We start from the raw sequence: 13169 nt of genomic DNA on the forward strand, positions 1-13169 counted from the left end.
TGGAATTTACCAGAGGGGTGTGGGAGCGGGATTCTTTTCTCTTGGGGTTGACGAGGATGGAGAAGGGAAATCTTCCGAGAAAGTGGGTTCTCTATGGGTGGGAAGCGATGGGGGTGACACTGCGGGCCGTTGCCGACTGGAAGCAGATGGAGAAGATGACCCCGATTTTAAAAAAGTCCTGATAGGAATCGCCCAACTTAATCGACTCATTTGTTCCCACAGTGCTGGTGAAGTCACCGTTCCATCAGCAAAAACGTAGGATTTACCCCAGAGAGGATAAGCATGAATCCCGTTAATACCAATAACTTTACCTTGCCGATTCAGCAGCGGTCCGCCACTCATGCCATTTTTAATCTTATTGGTGTAGCCGATTTGGTAGCCTCCCGAAAAGGATTTATCACTCAAAAGCGACACTTTACCCAGGGTGAAGGTAAATCCTTGTTCTGTCGGGCGATCGCCATCGAAGGGAAAGCCAGCGGCGAAAACTTCATCTCCGATAGCGAGATCATCGACATTAGCCAAATCAGCAATAGAATAAACTTGGCTACTGCGAAAAGAAACTAAGCCTAAATCATAATCATTCAAGCGAACTGTTCTGACCAACTCCCCCCGATGTATCTTGCCGTCAGGGGTTTGTATTTGCCAAACCCGATAGCGATACCGCCCTAAAACATGGTCATTCGTGAGGACTTTGTAGGAAGAACCCTGCTTTTCAACTAAAATGCCCGAACCCCAGCCTTGCCCTGATAACACCTTAACGGTAATTGCTCTGGCTAACTGACGCAGCTGTTGTTCCGAAAGTTGCTGAGAGCTATAGGCATTGGCCTGGTTAGGTTCCAGAGCAGGAGCATAGCTTTGGACAGCAAGCAAAGGTGTGGACAGTCCCAATAATAAACTGCCCGCACCAGCCAAAATTCTTTTTATAGGCCGACTCACTTGATTGCTATGCTCCTATCTATAGAACTAGAAAAGTTTACCAAACAGAACCGCCTGATGGTTTTTGGGGGGGTTGTTCGGGAGAAGTCTCCGGCAGTGGAGAGGGGGACGAACCGGTGGCAGGATTTGTTTCCACGGGAGCATTTTCTAGGAATTTATTGAAATAGACAATGACAGAATCCGATGAGCTTTCAAACAAAGGATCGGTTCCGGAACCCTCCCGGAGGTCGAATAGCTGTTGGATTTTCTGGGTTGCGTTTTCCCCTCTCTTGAGGGTAAATAATAGGTTACTGCTATTTGCCCGTTCTCGTCCATGACTAGGGGAATAGATGACCGGCAGACCATTGAGATAGCCAGTGGTAATAATATCAATTCCTCTAGGTCGAGCGTCAAGGGTATTGAATCGTTTAGTTACTTCTAGACACCGTTGCCGGGGAGTGTAACCGGAACCGCTAGAATAACGAGAAACCCAACGAATCACAGCTTTGCGTTCATTAGGGCGGACTTTGACATAGGTTGTGGGAACTCCCACATGGGGGCCTGTCACTGGTAAAAGACACTCGAATCTGGCTTGAGCTTGGCTCGGTGATTGTAAGGTCAAGGCAGGTCCTACACCAATCAGAGCAATAGTCAGAGTTTTTGTCAAAGTTTGTAATTTCATTGTCCTTATTCTAATCCTGCAAAGGGACTCTACTATACACTTCAAAGGTAGCTATTATCTCTCCGCAAAACCAACAAAAGCAAGGCTTTTGCAACAATTCTTATTTTTTGGGATTACCCTTTCTTCAAACTCCTTTAAGAGAGCAATCAGATGAGTTCGTTTACCCCAAAGCAGACCAAACTTCTAACTTACTGACCACGCGACGAATCACCTCATCGGTAAACTCAATCATGGTCATTTGGCCCCCTAAATCGGGGGTTTTTTTGCCCTCGTGAATAGTTTCAAAGACACTTTCATAAATTGCCCGAGAAGCTTTGCGCGCTTCGCTAGTTTCGATATAACCTAACAAAGCTGCCGAGGCTAAAATCATCGCCATGGGATTAGCGATATTTTTGCCCTCTAAAGCCGGGGCCGTGCCGTGGGGAGCTTCTGCCATAATAGTTTTAACCGCTAATGTCTCCTCATCAAATCCCAAAACTAAACTTTCGGCCCCGGCAATACTGCCATAGAGTTGCAAGACAAAATCGGATAATAAATCGCCATCGCGATTAAGTGCTGGAATCACCAAAGCTTCGCCGTCGGTTTGTAAAAGTAGGGCAAAAGTTGCATCAATTAACAGGGGTTGATAACGCACTTCCGGATGTCTTTGGGCCGCCGCGTCTAATTCCTCTTTAAACATCCCTTCGTAGGTGGCACTAACGGTGAATTTTGGGCCGCCAAATACCCGCGCCCCGGTTTTTTTGGCCTGTTGAAAGGTAAACTCGGCCACAGCGCGACTGGTAGCCCTAGAAATGCGCGAGGTGCGATAGGCAATTTCATCGCCAGTGGCAGTGGTTTCTCGCCATTCTTTGGCCCCGTAGGCATCATCAACGGCCATGCGGACAATGGCAATGGGAGAATAAACGCCCCCAATCGGACGAATGCCGGGGATACGGCGACCGATGCGGAGAATTACCTGAGAATTCATTGCTTCTCTTAAAATAGCGTTAGGACTGCCCACATCTCCTTTAATTTCTGGGGTAATGGTGGCAGCTTTGAGAGCTAATCCGGTTTTTAGAGTCGCTTCGGCGGCCTCATGAACCACTTGATTGTTACTCTGGCGACGCTGGGCTAAACTAAGATCAAAATCGGCAAAGTTAAGCGGTTGACGAATTATCGAGGGTTGCAATACTCTCAGGGCTTCTAGTAATAGTTCTTCTCCAGTTTGGTCGCCGTGCATGACCACAATAGTGGGGATATTTTCTGTCATAGTTTTTGAGTTTTAATGAAAATTTTCAAGTATATGTTAATGCTGAATTGGCTGGTTAATCGGCTAAAAAAGATACTTTTTACCTTAATTAATTCTGTAATTTTATCAATCTTGCAGAAAAAGATATATAACAGCAAATCTGGTTATTAAAAACTGATTATTTATTCTCCCTTTTGCCTTTTGCCCCCCTTGATAAGGGGGGTTTGATCCCCCCTGCCCCCCTTGATAAGGGGGGTTCGATCCCCCCTGTCCCCCTTGATAAGGGGGTTTGATCCCCCCTGCCCCCCCTTGATAAGGGGGGTGCCGATAGGCGGGGGGATCTACCCTTGATAAGGGGGGTTTCTGAAAGTTTTTGACACCTAGCCACTTAGAAGAAAATATATAATTAATATTATGCCCGATCGCTAATTAAATTAGCAATCGGGCGGTGGTGAGAATTAATTAACCCAAGATTTAGAAAGCTTGTTCAACTTCGGCAATTTCGGGAATCACTTCCCGGAGACGACGTTCGATGCCCATTTTTAGGGTCATGGTGGAACTGGGACAAGAACCGCAAGCGCCTTGAAGACGCAGTTTGACGACTGGCCCGTCGATTTCGACTAATTCCACGTTACCACCATCCGCCATCAGGTAGGGGCGCATTTCATCTAAAACTTGTTCGACGTTATCAGGAGTCAGTGTTAAAGACATAATCAGCTTCTGGTCAGAGATTTATTACAGTGTAAGTAAGTGGTTTCAATTAAATTGAAGATAGATTTTGTCTTTGATCCCCCCTGCCCCCCTTGATAAGGGGGGTTTGATCCCCCCTGCCCCCCTTGATAAGGGGGGTGCCGATAGGCGGGGGGATCTACCCTTGATAAGGGGGGTGCCGATAGGCGGGGGGATCCGACAATTTTTAACACCCACCTACTTAGTTACTTCAATCCTAACGCTTTTTGGGCGGGAATAACCCTTAAGCTTCTAAAAGCTGTAGATTGATAAAAGTAAATTCTGTGGTGGATTTTTCGCCACCGACATCGATTGCGTTAATCACTTGACAGGAGGGTAAATAATAATTACCGATTTTTTCGTAGGTTTCCTTAAAGTCACGTTTTCCCTTTAATTCATCGGTTTTAGCATTGCGGAAAATGGCATTATAGCGAATAGAAATATAACCTTCTCCCGTATCGAGACTTTCCTCGGTATTAATAGTAAAAGCCATCGGTCCCATGACTCGACTGACTTGACAGATTTCCTGACCGCGGACCTTATAATTAGACCCCATCGCATCGCCGGTGACCAGAATTTCTACCGCACCGGTGGGATCATCTTGCCCGAAATTAAACTGGTTTTTGCCGTGGGAAGCCTCAAAATTGCCTCTTTTGCGGTGAGTAACGATGTCGCGCATTTGATTATAGATACTTTCTTGCACTTTCTCGTCATCAATGCCCGTTACTTCCACACTATAATCGGCATTAACTTGAATTTTGCCCGTATAGACTTCCTCTCCTTGGGTGAGGATAATATCAGCAGTGTAACCGGGGAATCCTTCATCCCAAGTGTAACGGTTTTCGTAGGCGGAGCGGAAAATATCTCGGGCGTTCGTCGTGGCTACAGTCATAATCGCTTTACTTGTGTTGATAACTCCATTTATATCATTGTCGCTGATTTTTTCGCCTCTGGCCGAGATTTCTAGAAAACTAGATGAATTCCACAGCTTAGGGAAAAGTCAGTTAGAATGGGTCAATGACCCGTCCCTTGCTCGATTGCCATAAATCTAAATAAGCAAAAAATAAACATGAGCAATTATGACAAAATTAAGTCCAAAAGTTACCGCAATTATTCGTTCTGGTGAACAACAAGGATATGTAGGTGAATGCGTGGAAATTTCGATTGTCACCCAGGGAAATACCTTAGATGAGGTGGTTAATAATCTCCAAGAAGCCATTTTACTGCATTTAGAGGGAGAAGACCCCAGGGAGTTCGGTCTAGTTGCCAAACCTTCTCTACAGATTATATTTGAGTTACAGCCAGAATATGCCTAAGCTGAAACAACTATCCGGCAAAGACATTATCAAAATTCTTGATCGATTTGGTTTTACTATTCATAGTCAACGAGGAAGTCACATAAAATTGCGTCGTGTCATCTCGGAGAGAAAGGAGACTTTAACTATTCCCAATCATCGGCAACTTGATCCTGGAACCTGTTACGCTATTTTTAGGCAAGCAAGTCAATATATTCCAGAATCAGAGCTTTATCCTTACTTCTATGACTTATAGAAAAGGTTAGGTAGTTGCTCGGGGCGTATCCCGATAGTATTTGATCATCAAAAAATCGGGCTAAAATAGAAAAAACTCACCCTCAGCGACCACGGCGATGGCAGAAGAAACGGCGAAAATCAAGCTTTATCGGAAAACCTATCAACTTCCCCAACTAAATCGCCCCGATTTATTAGTTTTGCAGGATCAGATTCAAGAAAGACAGCAACTGATTAAAACTGGAAAACGGGTCCGCAATACATGGTTAGGATTGAGGAAAAAAGAAGAACCCCTCAATTTCGAGGAAACTTTTCAAGAATTGGAAAGGTTAGTCAAGGACTATAACCAGTTAATCAGATTTCTCACCGACCATAAGGATGAATACCGGCGGTTTTTCCAGTCACTGACCGAGGAAATCAAGGAGGCAGTGGCGGTTAAATGCCAGAAATTGACAGAAACAGAGCGAAAACGCCAATCTTTGGAGAATAGCATCGGCTCGGCCGACCTGCGAGATACCCTGAGACTACAGAAACAGCAGATTTTCCGCACTGTGATTCTTGTTGGTCGCGCCAGCTTGCTCATGCTCAAGAAAATCGACCTAATCAGCGAAAGTATCCAGAAATTAGCTGAAGATCAGGATACACAAAAACAGGTTTTCTCGAAAATGATCGGCGAGTTGAACGGGTACAAACAAGTGTATCAGTTGCAGCTAGAGTTAGATAGTCTGGAAAAAGAAGCGATCGAAATGGCCAAAGTAGCCATTAATCTAGAACAATACCTAAAACCAATTATCGGACAGTTTCAAGGCTTAATCGATCGAGTAGTGACCATTGACGGGGAACTTTCCCGCAGTGTCAGCGAAGTGGAATCCCTCGTCCAGAACATTCTTAGTTCCGAATCGGCCGTATCTTTCCGCAAAAACGAGAATCTATCGGCTAGTTTGCTCAATTTCCTCGTCACCAGCGAAGAAAAGCGCGGCCGTTTAGCGATCGCATTAGAGCGAGCCGAGCAGGAAGGATGGCAATGGACAGACGTGGAAATCCCCGACGAGGAAATCGAACTGGAAACCGCCATTCAACGCATCAACAACCATGTAATCGAGAGAGTTGGGAATTTTAGCACCTCCGTCGTCGGTGACTCTCCTATTCCTCAAACTTCATTTACCGAAAACCTACCCAATCGAGTCACACTAGAGATGGTGAGCTTACCAGCAGGTCAATTTCTCATGGGATCTGCTGACAGTGATCCCGATGCTCGAAGTTATGAAAAGCCTCAACACCAAGTTAAAGTAAACAGTTTTGCGATTGGGAAATATCCGGTGACTCAGGCACAATATCAAGCAGTAATGGGAAAAAATCCCTCTTATTTTAAAAACAATCCCCAAAATCCGGTAGAACAGGTTAGTTGGGAGGACGCTCAAGCCTTTTGTCAGAAATTGAGTCAAATAACTGGCAAAACCTATCGCCTCCCCACAGAAGCGGAATGGGAATATGCCTGTCGTGCGGGGACCACTACTCGCTATTATTTCGGTGATGATGCCAATCAGTTAGGAGATTACGCTTGGTATGACGGAAATTCTCAGGATAAAACTCATCCTGTGGGCCAGAAAAAGCCCAATGCTTGGGGACTCTATGATATGAGTGGCAATGTTTGGGAGTGGTGCGAAGACAATTGGCACGATAACTATAAGAATGCGCCAAAGGATGGTAGTGCTTGGCTAATAAAGGATAATTATTCTCAAATACTGCGGGGCGGTTCTTGGTACTACAATCCGAATTACTGCCGTTCTGCTTACCGCAACAGCAACAACCGCCGCGCCGACGACAGCAGCAACGGTTTTCGGGTGGTGTGCGGTGCTGGGAGGACTCTGTAACCCTTTTTCCCTTTTTACCCTTTTTCTCTTTTTCCCGCCTAGCGGCGGGTCGATTTTTTTTTGAGAAAATTGAGGTAGCATGAGTAGAAAACGGGTTTCTCGGAGAAACCGGTTTTCTGTGGGTTACTCAAGGGATTTAGGATAATTTGTAGGTTGAGTTAAGGTTCGTAGTTGCGCTTTAGCGCTTCATGTTGTCCGCACTACAGTAACGGCAGATTTGGCTTCAGCGTCCAGAAAGAAATCTATGAGAGTCTCCGTGACACGAGAGAATATAATAGTGAAGTGTGGAAAAAGTTCGGCGATCACATCGGCTGGAAAAAAGGAGAAAATTGCTTGTCTTACTCTGACCTAATCTTTAACAAGAATGCTCCCAAAGCTCATTTCCTTATTTGTATTTTTCACATTTTTTCAAAAAAATGGTAGATAAACAACTGAAAACTGTTATCTGGATTGGAGCATCAAAAAAGGAGCTATTAGAATTTCCTGAAGAGGTTATTGATGAAGTTGGCTATATTCTTTATCGTGTTCAGAACAATCAGAATCATCCTAACATCAAAGCTTTAAAGGGCTTTAATGGTGTTTTTGAAATAGTCAGCGATTATCAAACCGATACCTATAGAACAGTTTATGCCATCAAACTAAGCAATGCTATTTTTATTCTCCATGCCTTTCAGAAAAAATCAAAATCGGGGATTAAAACACCAAAACAAAATGTTAATCTAATCAAAGAACGCCTAAAAAAAGCACAGGAGATCGCAAAAGAGCAATAATAAATAACAAAAAGGAGATAAATGATTATGACAGAATATACTATTAGTTCGGGAAACATTTTTGAAGACTTAGGCTTTGCTAATGCAGAAGAAAAACTCGCTAAAGTCAAGCTGGCTTCAGTGATTTACGATCTGATTACTGAACAAGAATTAAGCGAGCAGGAGGTCAGTCAAATTTTGGGGATTGACGAGGCTAAAATTTCTAACTTAAAAAATGGCAGATTGCAAAAATTTTCTCTTGAGCAGATGTTTGACTTTCTAGTAGCATTAGGTCAGAAGATAGAAATCTTAGTAACTCCCCAAGCCTTAGCAAACTCTAGTTTAAGTATCCAGGTCATGTATCGAAATCAATCCTAATCTAAGCGCGATCGCCGATCTCGTAAGATGCGTTAATGTTAATGTAACGCACCTCAACTAACCTATTTTAGCTAATCCTTGTAGTAAAAAGAAACAGGACACTGGACTTAACCCTTAACCTTACAAAAGTCATCATGAATATTCAACTTAGTAACCCCGTTGATCGTTCCCTATCGCCTCTAGAAACCGCAGCTTTGGCTGATACGGGAGCCTTGCATCTCTGCATTCCTGCACATATTCAAATTCAGTTAAAATTAACTGAAATCGATCGCAAAGAGGTAATTTTAGCCGATGGTTCCCGTCAACTGGTTCCCTACGTTGGGCCGATCGAAACTCGTTTCAAAAACCGCGTCGGTTTCGTCGGTGCTTTGGTGATGGGGGATCAAGTATTGCTTGGTGCTATCCCAATGGAAGATTTAGACTTAATCGTTATTCCCGCAACCCGGACTATTGATATTAACCCCAATAGTCCTAATGTAGCCACCTCGATGGCTAAATAGATAGGCCCCAGAAATTATATTAATTTATCAAAGTTCCGAGAATAATTTACTGTTGATTGATAGCGATCGAGATTGGGAAACCATTATTAAAATGCGATCGCTTTGAACTTTTCCTATTCCCTTTGAGTTGCTTGTCTAACCTGTTCGATCTCTAATTCTAAAGCTTGCGCTAAGTAGGTAGGCGTTAAAAATTATCAGATGCCCCCCTTATCAAGCTGTCCTTTAGTCACATCTTTCTTAACATTTTAAACCTTTGTAGCACAAGGCTTTCAAGACTCGGTTAACAATTTGTAATATTCCTTGTTGACACCCTTACTGACAAAGAAAAAACTGAAATCAAGTCAGGACAAGAGTTGGAGTGCTTACTGAAAAAATTGTTAAGAAAGATCCCTATAAGGGATAGCTTATTAAGGGGGATCCCCCCGCCTATCGGCACCCCCCTTATCAAGGTAGGGCTGTTTCATTCTCCCATCAGAATATCAAAAGTAAAAGCGATCACAGTCAGGTAAAATGAGGAGTGACCGCCAACTTTTAAAACATATGTTGAGCTTAATAGGAAAACTAAAACAAGTCAAGGACTTTCGTAAAGATAAAGGAAAAAGACACCCTTTATGGATAGTATTAGTAGTAATAATACTGGGAACAATGCTAGGATATTCAGGTTATAGAGAGCTAGGAGAGTTTGCTAAAAATAATCGGCACAGGCTCAGTCAAGAATTTAACATAATTCCAGAAAGAGTCCCATCCTATTCAACAATTAGAAGGGTAATGATGGGAGTTAAATGGCAGATTTTGTTAAAAATGTTTAACGAATGGGCATTAGAAGAATATGGACAAAGAGATCATATAAATTGGCTAGATATAGATGGAAAAAGTCTCAAAAACACCCTAAAGAATCCTAACAATGAACAACAAAATTTTATTATGTTTGTCTCATTGTTTAGTCAAGAAAGTGGATTAGTATTACACTTAAAAAGAATTGAAAACAAAAAAGGGTCTGAAATCGACGAAGGGCAAGCTATAATTGAGGATTGCTCTCTCTAAAATAAAGTTTTTACTGGCGATGCTTTACACTGTCAGAAAAAAACAATCAGCTTAATAGCCAAGAGTAAAAATGATTATGTTATCACCGTTAAAGGAAATCAGAAAAATCTTTATCAGCGAATACAAGACCTGAGTAATTCCTCAAAGCCAGAAAGTTGCTTTCTCAAACAAGATAATAGTCATGGACGAAAAATATCAAGAAAAATAGAAGTTTTTAAAGTGAGGAAAAATGAAAGACAAGGGTTTGAAAATCTGCGAAGAGTTATTAAAGTAGAAAGAAAGGGTAGTCGCGGGGATAAAACCTATGAAGAAACAGCTTACTATATCAGTAGCCTAACCGAATCCGCTCAAGTATTTGCTGAAATTATTCGAGGACACTGGAAAATAGAAAATCAGTTACATTGGGTAAAAGATGTAATTTTTGAGGAAGATAAAAGCCAGATCAGTGATTTTCAAGGGGCAAGCAATTGGTCAATTCTCACAACCATAGGATTGAATCTTTTCAGAAATTTAGGTTTTCTCTCAATAACAGAGGGACAGAGGTGGTTAGCTGAACGTTGGGAAAAACTGATAGTTTTATCGACGTAAGAAGCAGAAAAATTAGCTAAATTAACAGGATGTACTCTCAGACAATTTCAAGAGAGATAGGCTTTTAGTGGCTTGGGAACAGGCTTTATCAATCTATTCATAATAAATATTGGCAGGGTATTAAAGATTAATTATTGTGACTAACTCTTTTGGTTAGAGAAAGATAAACTTGAGAATTTTCAGTCAAATTTATTGACTCAAAATCAGCTGTACTTAATTTAAATGAAACAGCCCTACTTGATAAGGGGGGCATCTGATAATTTTTAACGCCTACCTACTTATAAAGTCGATGTCTGATAACTGATGATTGATCGCTGAATTTAACTTCTTAAAGAAACTTGGAACTGTTTAACTAAAGCTTCTCGCACTTTTGTCATTAAGGGTTCCACATCTTCATCGGTTAAAGTTCGATCGCTGGCACGATAGACTAAACTAAAGGCCAAACTACAATGATTTTCTGGCACATTCTGCCCCTGATAGCGATCGAATAATTCGACTTTTTCTAAAAGAGTTCCCCCAGCATTTTTGATAGTTTTTGTCAATCTATCTACGGGTATATCTGTAGAAACAAAAAAGGCGATATCTCGCGCTGCCCCCGGATAGGTAGAATAGACCTGTAAACGCGGGGTAATTTTGGCACTATCGCTAAGAGTTGCTAACAGGATCGGGAACTGGATTTCAAAGGCATAAACTGCCTCAATTAATCCCTTTTGCTGACGCAATTGCGGGTGTAGTTGACCGAATATACCTAGGCGTTGTTTACCAATCCATAAAGATGCTGTTCGTCCGGGATGAAAACGCGCATCTTCGGCATATTTTTCGTAGCTTACCGTCAGCGAAAGGCGATCGAATACTGCTTCTAAAATGCCTTTTGCTTCATACCAAGTCATGGCCACCTCTTTACCCGATCGCAGCCAACGTCCGGCCGGGAAGAAATCACCGCCAAAAATACCAGCAATTGCATCGTATTCGTTGATATTATCCGATTCTAAGCGGAAAACTCGCCCGATCTCGAAGCCATTTAAGGAACTGTTACCCTGAGACTGATTATACTCAAACGCTTCGATTAAACCGTCTAGGAGATTAGTCCGCAAAGCAGAATACTCGACAAAAAGGGGATTAGCGAGGACAACTTCCGCTAATTCCGGTTTAACTAGGGAATACTGGACTAATTCCGTCAAACCCACTGCTCGAAAAGCTTCCCGCACTCGACGCTGTATAGTTTCCTCAAAGGATAATCCTCCGGCTGCGGTTTTTGCCGGCAAAGTATCGACAAAGCGATCATATCCGTACAGTCGCGCCACTTCTTCAATTAAGTCAATTTCTCGTTCTAAATCCCGATAACGGTAGTCTGGCACTGTCACAGTCCACAGAACAGGGTTTTTTGAGGTTAACCGCAATTCACAGCCTAAATTGCCTAAAATCCGTTCCACATCTTCGGCGAGAATTTCACCGATCGCACCGTTATCTAGGGTAACTTGACCCAGTAGCTGCTGCAAACGTTCTAAACGCAATTCGATCGAACGACTGGACTGATCGGCACGATAATCAGCTTTAACCTGACTGCTGACAGTTCCCCCAGCTAACTCTAGAATCAAATCGATCGCCCTTTGACAAGCATATTCCAAAGCGGCGGGATTAACACCGCGTTCATAGCGTCCGGAAGATTCGCTGCGTAAACCCTGCGCTTTTGAGGAACGACGGATAGCGATCGGATCGAATAAAGCCGACTCTAGCACAAGATTAACGGTTTCCTCGTTAACTTCTGTATCTTGACCTCCCATCACTCCCGCTAAAGCTACCGGCTTATTATTGGCAGTAATTAATAAATTAAGCTCTTTTAAGCTTCTTTCCTGACCATCAAGGCTAATAATTTTTTCCCCTTCCTCGGCAAAACGGACCCCAATAGTAACGGATTTACCTCCGGCAAAACTCTGTAAACGATCGCGATCGAAAGCGTGTAAGGGTTGTCCCCACTCCAAGAGGACATAATTAGTAATATCGACCACATTATTGATCGATCGCAATCCGGCAGCCTGTAAACGCTGTTGCAACCATAGCGGAGATGGGCCAATTTTTACCCCCTCGATCACCGTACCAATATAGGCAGGACAGGCTTTATTTTCTGATATTTCCAGCGTTAAATCTTTTTTAGGGGAAAATTCTCCTAATTTGACTTTTGGTAGGCTTAATTCTCCTCCTGTCAAAGCCGCTACTTCTCGCGCAACTCCGATCATACTCAAAGCATCGGCACGGTTAGCGGTGGGAGAAATATCTAAAATCACCTCATCGAGTCCCAAAAGGGGACGAACATCTGTACCTAAAGGGAGATTTTCCTGGCTAAAAATGTGGATTCCTTCAGAATCTTTAGTTAATCCTAATTCTGCGAGGGAACAGATCATCCCTTCCGATTTTACCCCGCGCAATTTAGCCGGTTTAATCGTTAAATTGATTTTTGGTAAATGAGTTCCCAAAGTAGCCACGGGAACTAGAATATCAGCCCTAGCATTGGGCGCACCACAGACAATTGTACTAAGATTTTCCTGACCGATATCCACCTGACAGACACTTAGTTTATCTGCATTGGGATGGGGTTGGCGATCGATAATTTTACCAATAACCACACCCTTTGCCCATTCTCGGCGATCCTCGATCTCTTCCACTTCTATTCCCGCAATTGTCAATAATTCGGCTAATTCTTGGGAAGATTGGACAATTTTGACTAATTCTCGTAACCAGTTGATCGAAATCCGCATCGTTAATTCTTGCTTGCCGTTGGTTCTTAACTATTGTAAACCGTGGGTAGTCAATGATTTAGAGATTAGGGCCGATCGGCTGTTAAAATGTTAGGGGGAGGATGGAACGACTGTGTAAATAACCGCTCATTTTCCTTGGCCAGGGGTGATATTATCTTTGAACAGATTACCGATAATTTGGGGAGATAATCAGTAGT

13 protein-coding genes and 1 pseudogene are annotated in these 13169 nt (G+C 42.9%); 8 read left to right on the forward strand and 6 right to left on the reverse strand.

What is annotated here, in order from left to right; translation table 11 throughout:
* Positions 1-6: 6 nt before the first annotated feature.
* The 5 genes from ACQY1X_RS20105 to ACQY1X_RS20125 all read right to left on the reverse strand — a co-directional run bounded on the left by ACQY1X_RS20105 (position 7) and on the right by ACQY1X_RS20125 (position 4446).
* Positions 7-936 (reverse strand): S1 family peptidase, encoded by a 930-nt coding sequence (locus ACQY1X_RS20105; RefSeq protein WP_430013417.1) that lies wholly within the window; start codon positions 934-936, stop codon positions 7-9.
* A 37-nt stretch (positions 937-973) separates the two neighbouring features.
* On the reverse strand, positions 974-1597 hold the full coding sequence (locus ACQY1X_RS20110; protein WP_430015055.1) for a COP23 domain-containing protein: 624 nt from the start codon (positions 1595-1597) through the stop codon (positions 974-976).
* A 160-nt stretch (positions 1598-1757) separates the two neighbouring features.
* Positions 1758-2846 carry an isocitrate/isopropylmalate family dehydrogenase gene (locus ACQY1X_RS20115; protein ID WP_069473789.1) on the reverse strand — a complete coding sequence of 363 codons (1089 nt, stop codon included), beginning with the start codon at positions 2844-2846 and terminating at the stop codon, positions 1758-1760.
* A gap of 453 nt (positions 2847-3299) precedes the next feature.
* On the reverse strand, positions 3300-3536 hold the full coding sequence (locus ACQY1X_RS20120) for a NifU family protein (protein WP_002779291.1): 237 nt from the start codon (positions 3534-3536) through the stop codon (positions 3300-3302).
* Between the two features lie 262 nt (positions 3537-3798).
* Complete coding sequence (locus ACQY1X_RS20125) at positions 3799-4446, reverse strand: DUF3386 domain-containing protein (protein ID WP_430015056.1); 648 nt, start codon at positions 4444-4446, stop codon at positions 3799-3801.
* Positions 4447-4633: 187 nt separating this feature from the next.
* On the opposite strand from ACQY1X_RS20125, the gene ACQY1X_RS20130 reads away from it, so the two are divergent.
* The 8 genes and pseudogenes from ACQY1X_RS20130 (at position 4634) to ACQY1X_RS20165 (ending at position 10216) form a co-directional block, all read left to right on the forward strand.
* Positions 4634-4870 (forward strand): type II toxin-antitoxin system HicB family antitoxin, encoded by a 237-nt coding sequence (locus ACQY1X_RS20130; protein WP_002753114.1) that lies wholly within the window; start codon positions 4634-4636, stop codon positions 4868-4870.
* The gene (locus ACQY1X_RS20135) at positions 4863-5105 is read left to right on the forward strand and encodes a type II toxin-antitoxin system HicA family toxin (protein ID WP_002735126.1); all 243 of its coding nucleotides are present in this window, start codon (positions 4863-4865) and stop codon (positions 5103-5105) included. Before ACQY1X_RS20130 ends, ACQY1X_RS20135 begins: the two co-directional genes overlap by 8 nt.
* A gap of 97 nt (positions 5106-5202) precedes the next feature.
* Positions 5203-6957, forward strand: a complete 1755-nt coding sequence (locus ACQY1X_RS20140; RefSeq protein ID WP_430015057.1) for an SUMF1/EgtB/PvdO family nonheme iron enzyme — start codon at positions 5203-5205, stop codon at positions 6955-6957.
* A gap of 171 nt (positions 6958-7128) precedes the next feature.
* Positions 7129-7380 (forward strand): GUN4 domain-containing protein, encoded by a 252-nt coding sequence (locus ACQY1X_RS20145; protein ID WP_430015058.1) that lies wholly within the window; start codon positions 7129-7131, stop codon positions 7378-7380.
* A complete protein-coding gene (locus ACQY1X_RS20150) occupies positions 7374-7727 on the forward strand; it encodes a type II toxin-antitoxin system RelE/ParE family toxin (protein WP_002783506.1) in 354 nt (117 codons plus the stop codon). The genes ACQY1X_RS20145 and ACQY1X_RS20150 overlap by 7 nt, the downstream gene beginning before the upstream one ends.
* A 27-nt stretch (positions 7728-7754) precedes the next feature.
* The gene (locus ACQY1X_RS20155; RefSeq protein WP_002737427.1) at positions 7755-8084 is read left to right on the forward strand and encodes a helix-turn-helix domain-containing protein; all 330 of its coding nucleotides are present in this window, start codon (positions 7755-7757) and stop codon (positions 8082-8084) included.
* Between the two features lie 134 nt (positions 8085-8218).
* Positions 8219-8584 carry a hypothetical protein gene (locus tag ACQY1X_RS20160; RefSeq protein WP_002737379.1) on the forward strand — a complete coding sequence of 122 codons (366 nt, stop codon included), beginning with the start codon at positions 8219-8221 and terminating at the stop codon, positions 8582-8584.
* A 540-nt stretch (positions 8585-9124) separates the two neighbouring features.
* A pseudogene (locus tag ACQY1X_RS20165) lies at positions 9125-10216 on the forward strand (ISAs1 family transposase).
* Between the two features lie 320 nt (positions 10217-10536).
* On the opposite strand, the gene pheT reads toward ACQY1X_RS20165, so the two are convergent.
* Positions 10537-12972, reverse strand: coding sequence for a phenylalanine--tRNA ligase subunit beta (gene pheT, locus ACQY1X_RS20170; RefSeq protein WP_430013426.1), 2436 nt, complete (start codon positions 12970-12972; stop codon positions 10537-10539).
* Positions 12973-13169 lie beyond the last annotated feature (197 nt).

The organism is Microcystis protocystis FBCC-A270 (assembly GCF_050500235.1).
Lineage (GTDB): Bacteria > Cyanobacteriota > Cyanobacteriia > Cyanobacteriales > Microcystaceae > Microcystis > Microcystis ichthyoblabe_A.

What these genes read in the sequence shown, in the direction of transcription:
- ACQY1X_RS20110 (WP_430015055.1), bottom strand. Translation starts at nt 1,597, where the DNA reads ATGAAATTACAAACTTTGACAAAAACTCTGACTATTGCTCTGATTGGT.
- ACQY1X_RS20115 (WP_069473789.1), bottom strand. Translation starts at nt 2,846, where the DNA reads ATGACAGAAAATATCCCCACTATTGTGGTCATGCACGGCGACCAAACT.
- ACQY1X_RS20120 (WP_002779291.1), bottom strand. Translation starts at nt 3,536, where the DNA reads ATGTCTTTAACACTGACTCCTGATAACGTCGAACAAGTTTTAGATGAA.
- ACQY1X_RS20125 (WP_430015056.1), bottom strand. Translation starts at nt 4,446, where the DNA reads ATGACTGTAGCCACGACGAACGCCCGAGATATTTTCCGCTCCGCCTAC.
- ACQY1X_RS20130 (WP_002753114.1), top strand. Translation starts at nt 4,634, where the DNA reads ATGACAAAATTAAGTCCAAAAGTTACCGCAATTATTCGTTCTGGTGAA.
- ACQY1X_RS20135 (WP_002735126.1), top strand. Translation starts at nt 4,863, where the DNA reads ATGCCTAAGCTGAAACAACTATCCGGCAAAGACATTATCAAAATTCTT.
- ACQY1X_RS20140 (WP_430015057.1), top strand. Translation starts at nt 5,203, where the DNA reads ATGGCAGAAGAAACGGCGAAAATCAAGCTTTATCGGAAAACCTATCAA.
- ACQY1X_RS20150 (WP_002783506.1), top strand. Translation starts at nt 7,374, where the DNA reads ATGGTAGATAAACAACTGAAAACTGTTATCTGGATTGGAGCATCAAAA.
- ACQY1X_RS20155 (WP_002737427.1), top strand. Translation starts at nt 7,755, where the DNA reads ATGACAGAATATACTATTAGTTCGGGAAACATTTTTGAAGACTTAGGC.
- ACQY1X_RS20160 (WP_002737379.1), top strand. Translation starts at nt 8,219, where the DNA reads ATGAATATTCAACTTAGTAACCCCGTTGATCGTTCCCTATCGCCTCTA.
- pheT (WP_430013426.1), bottom strand. Translation starts at nt 12,972, where the DNA reads ATGCGGATTTCGATCAACTGGTTACGAGAATTAGTCAAAATTGTCCAA.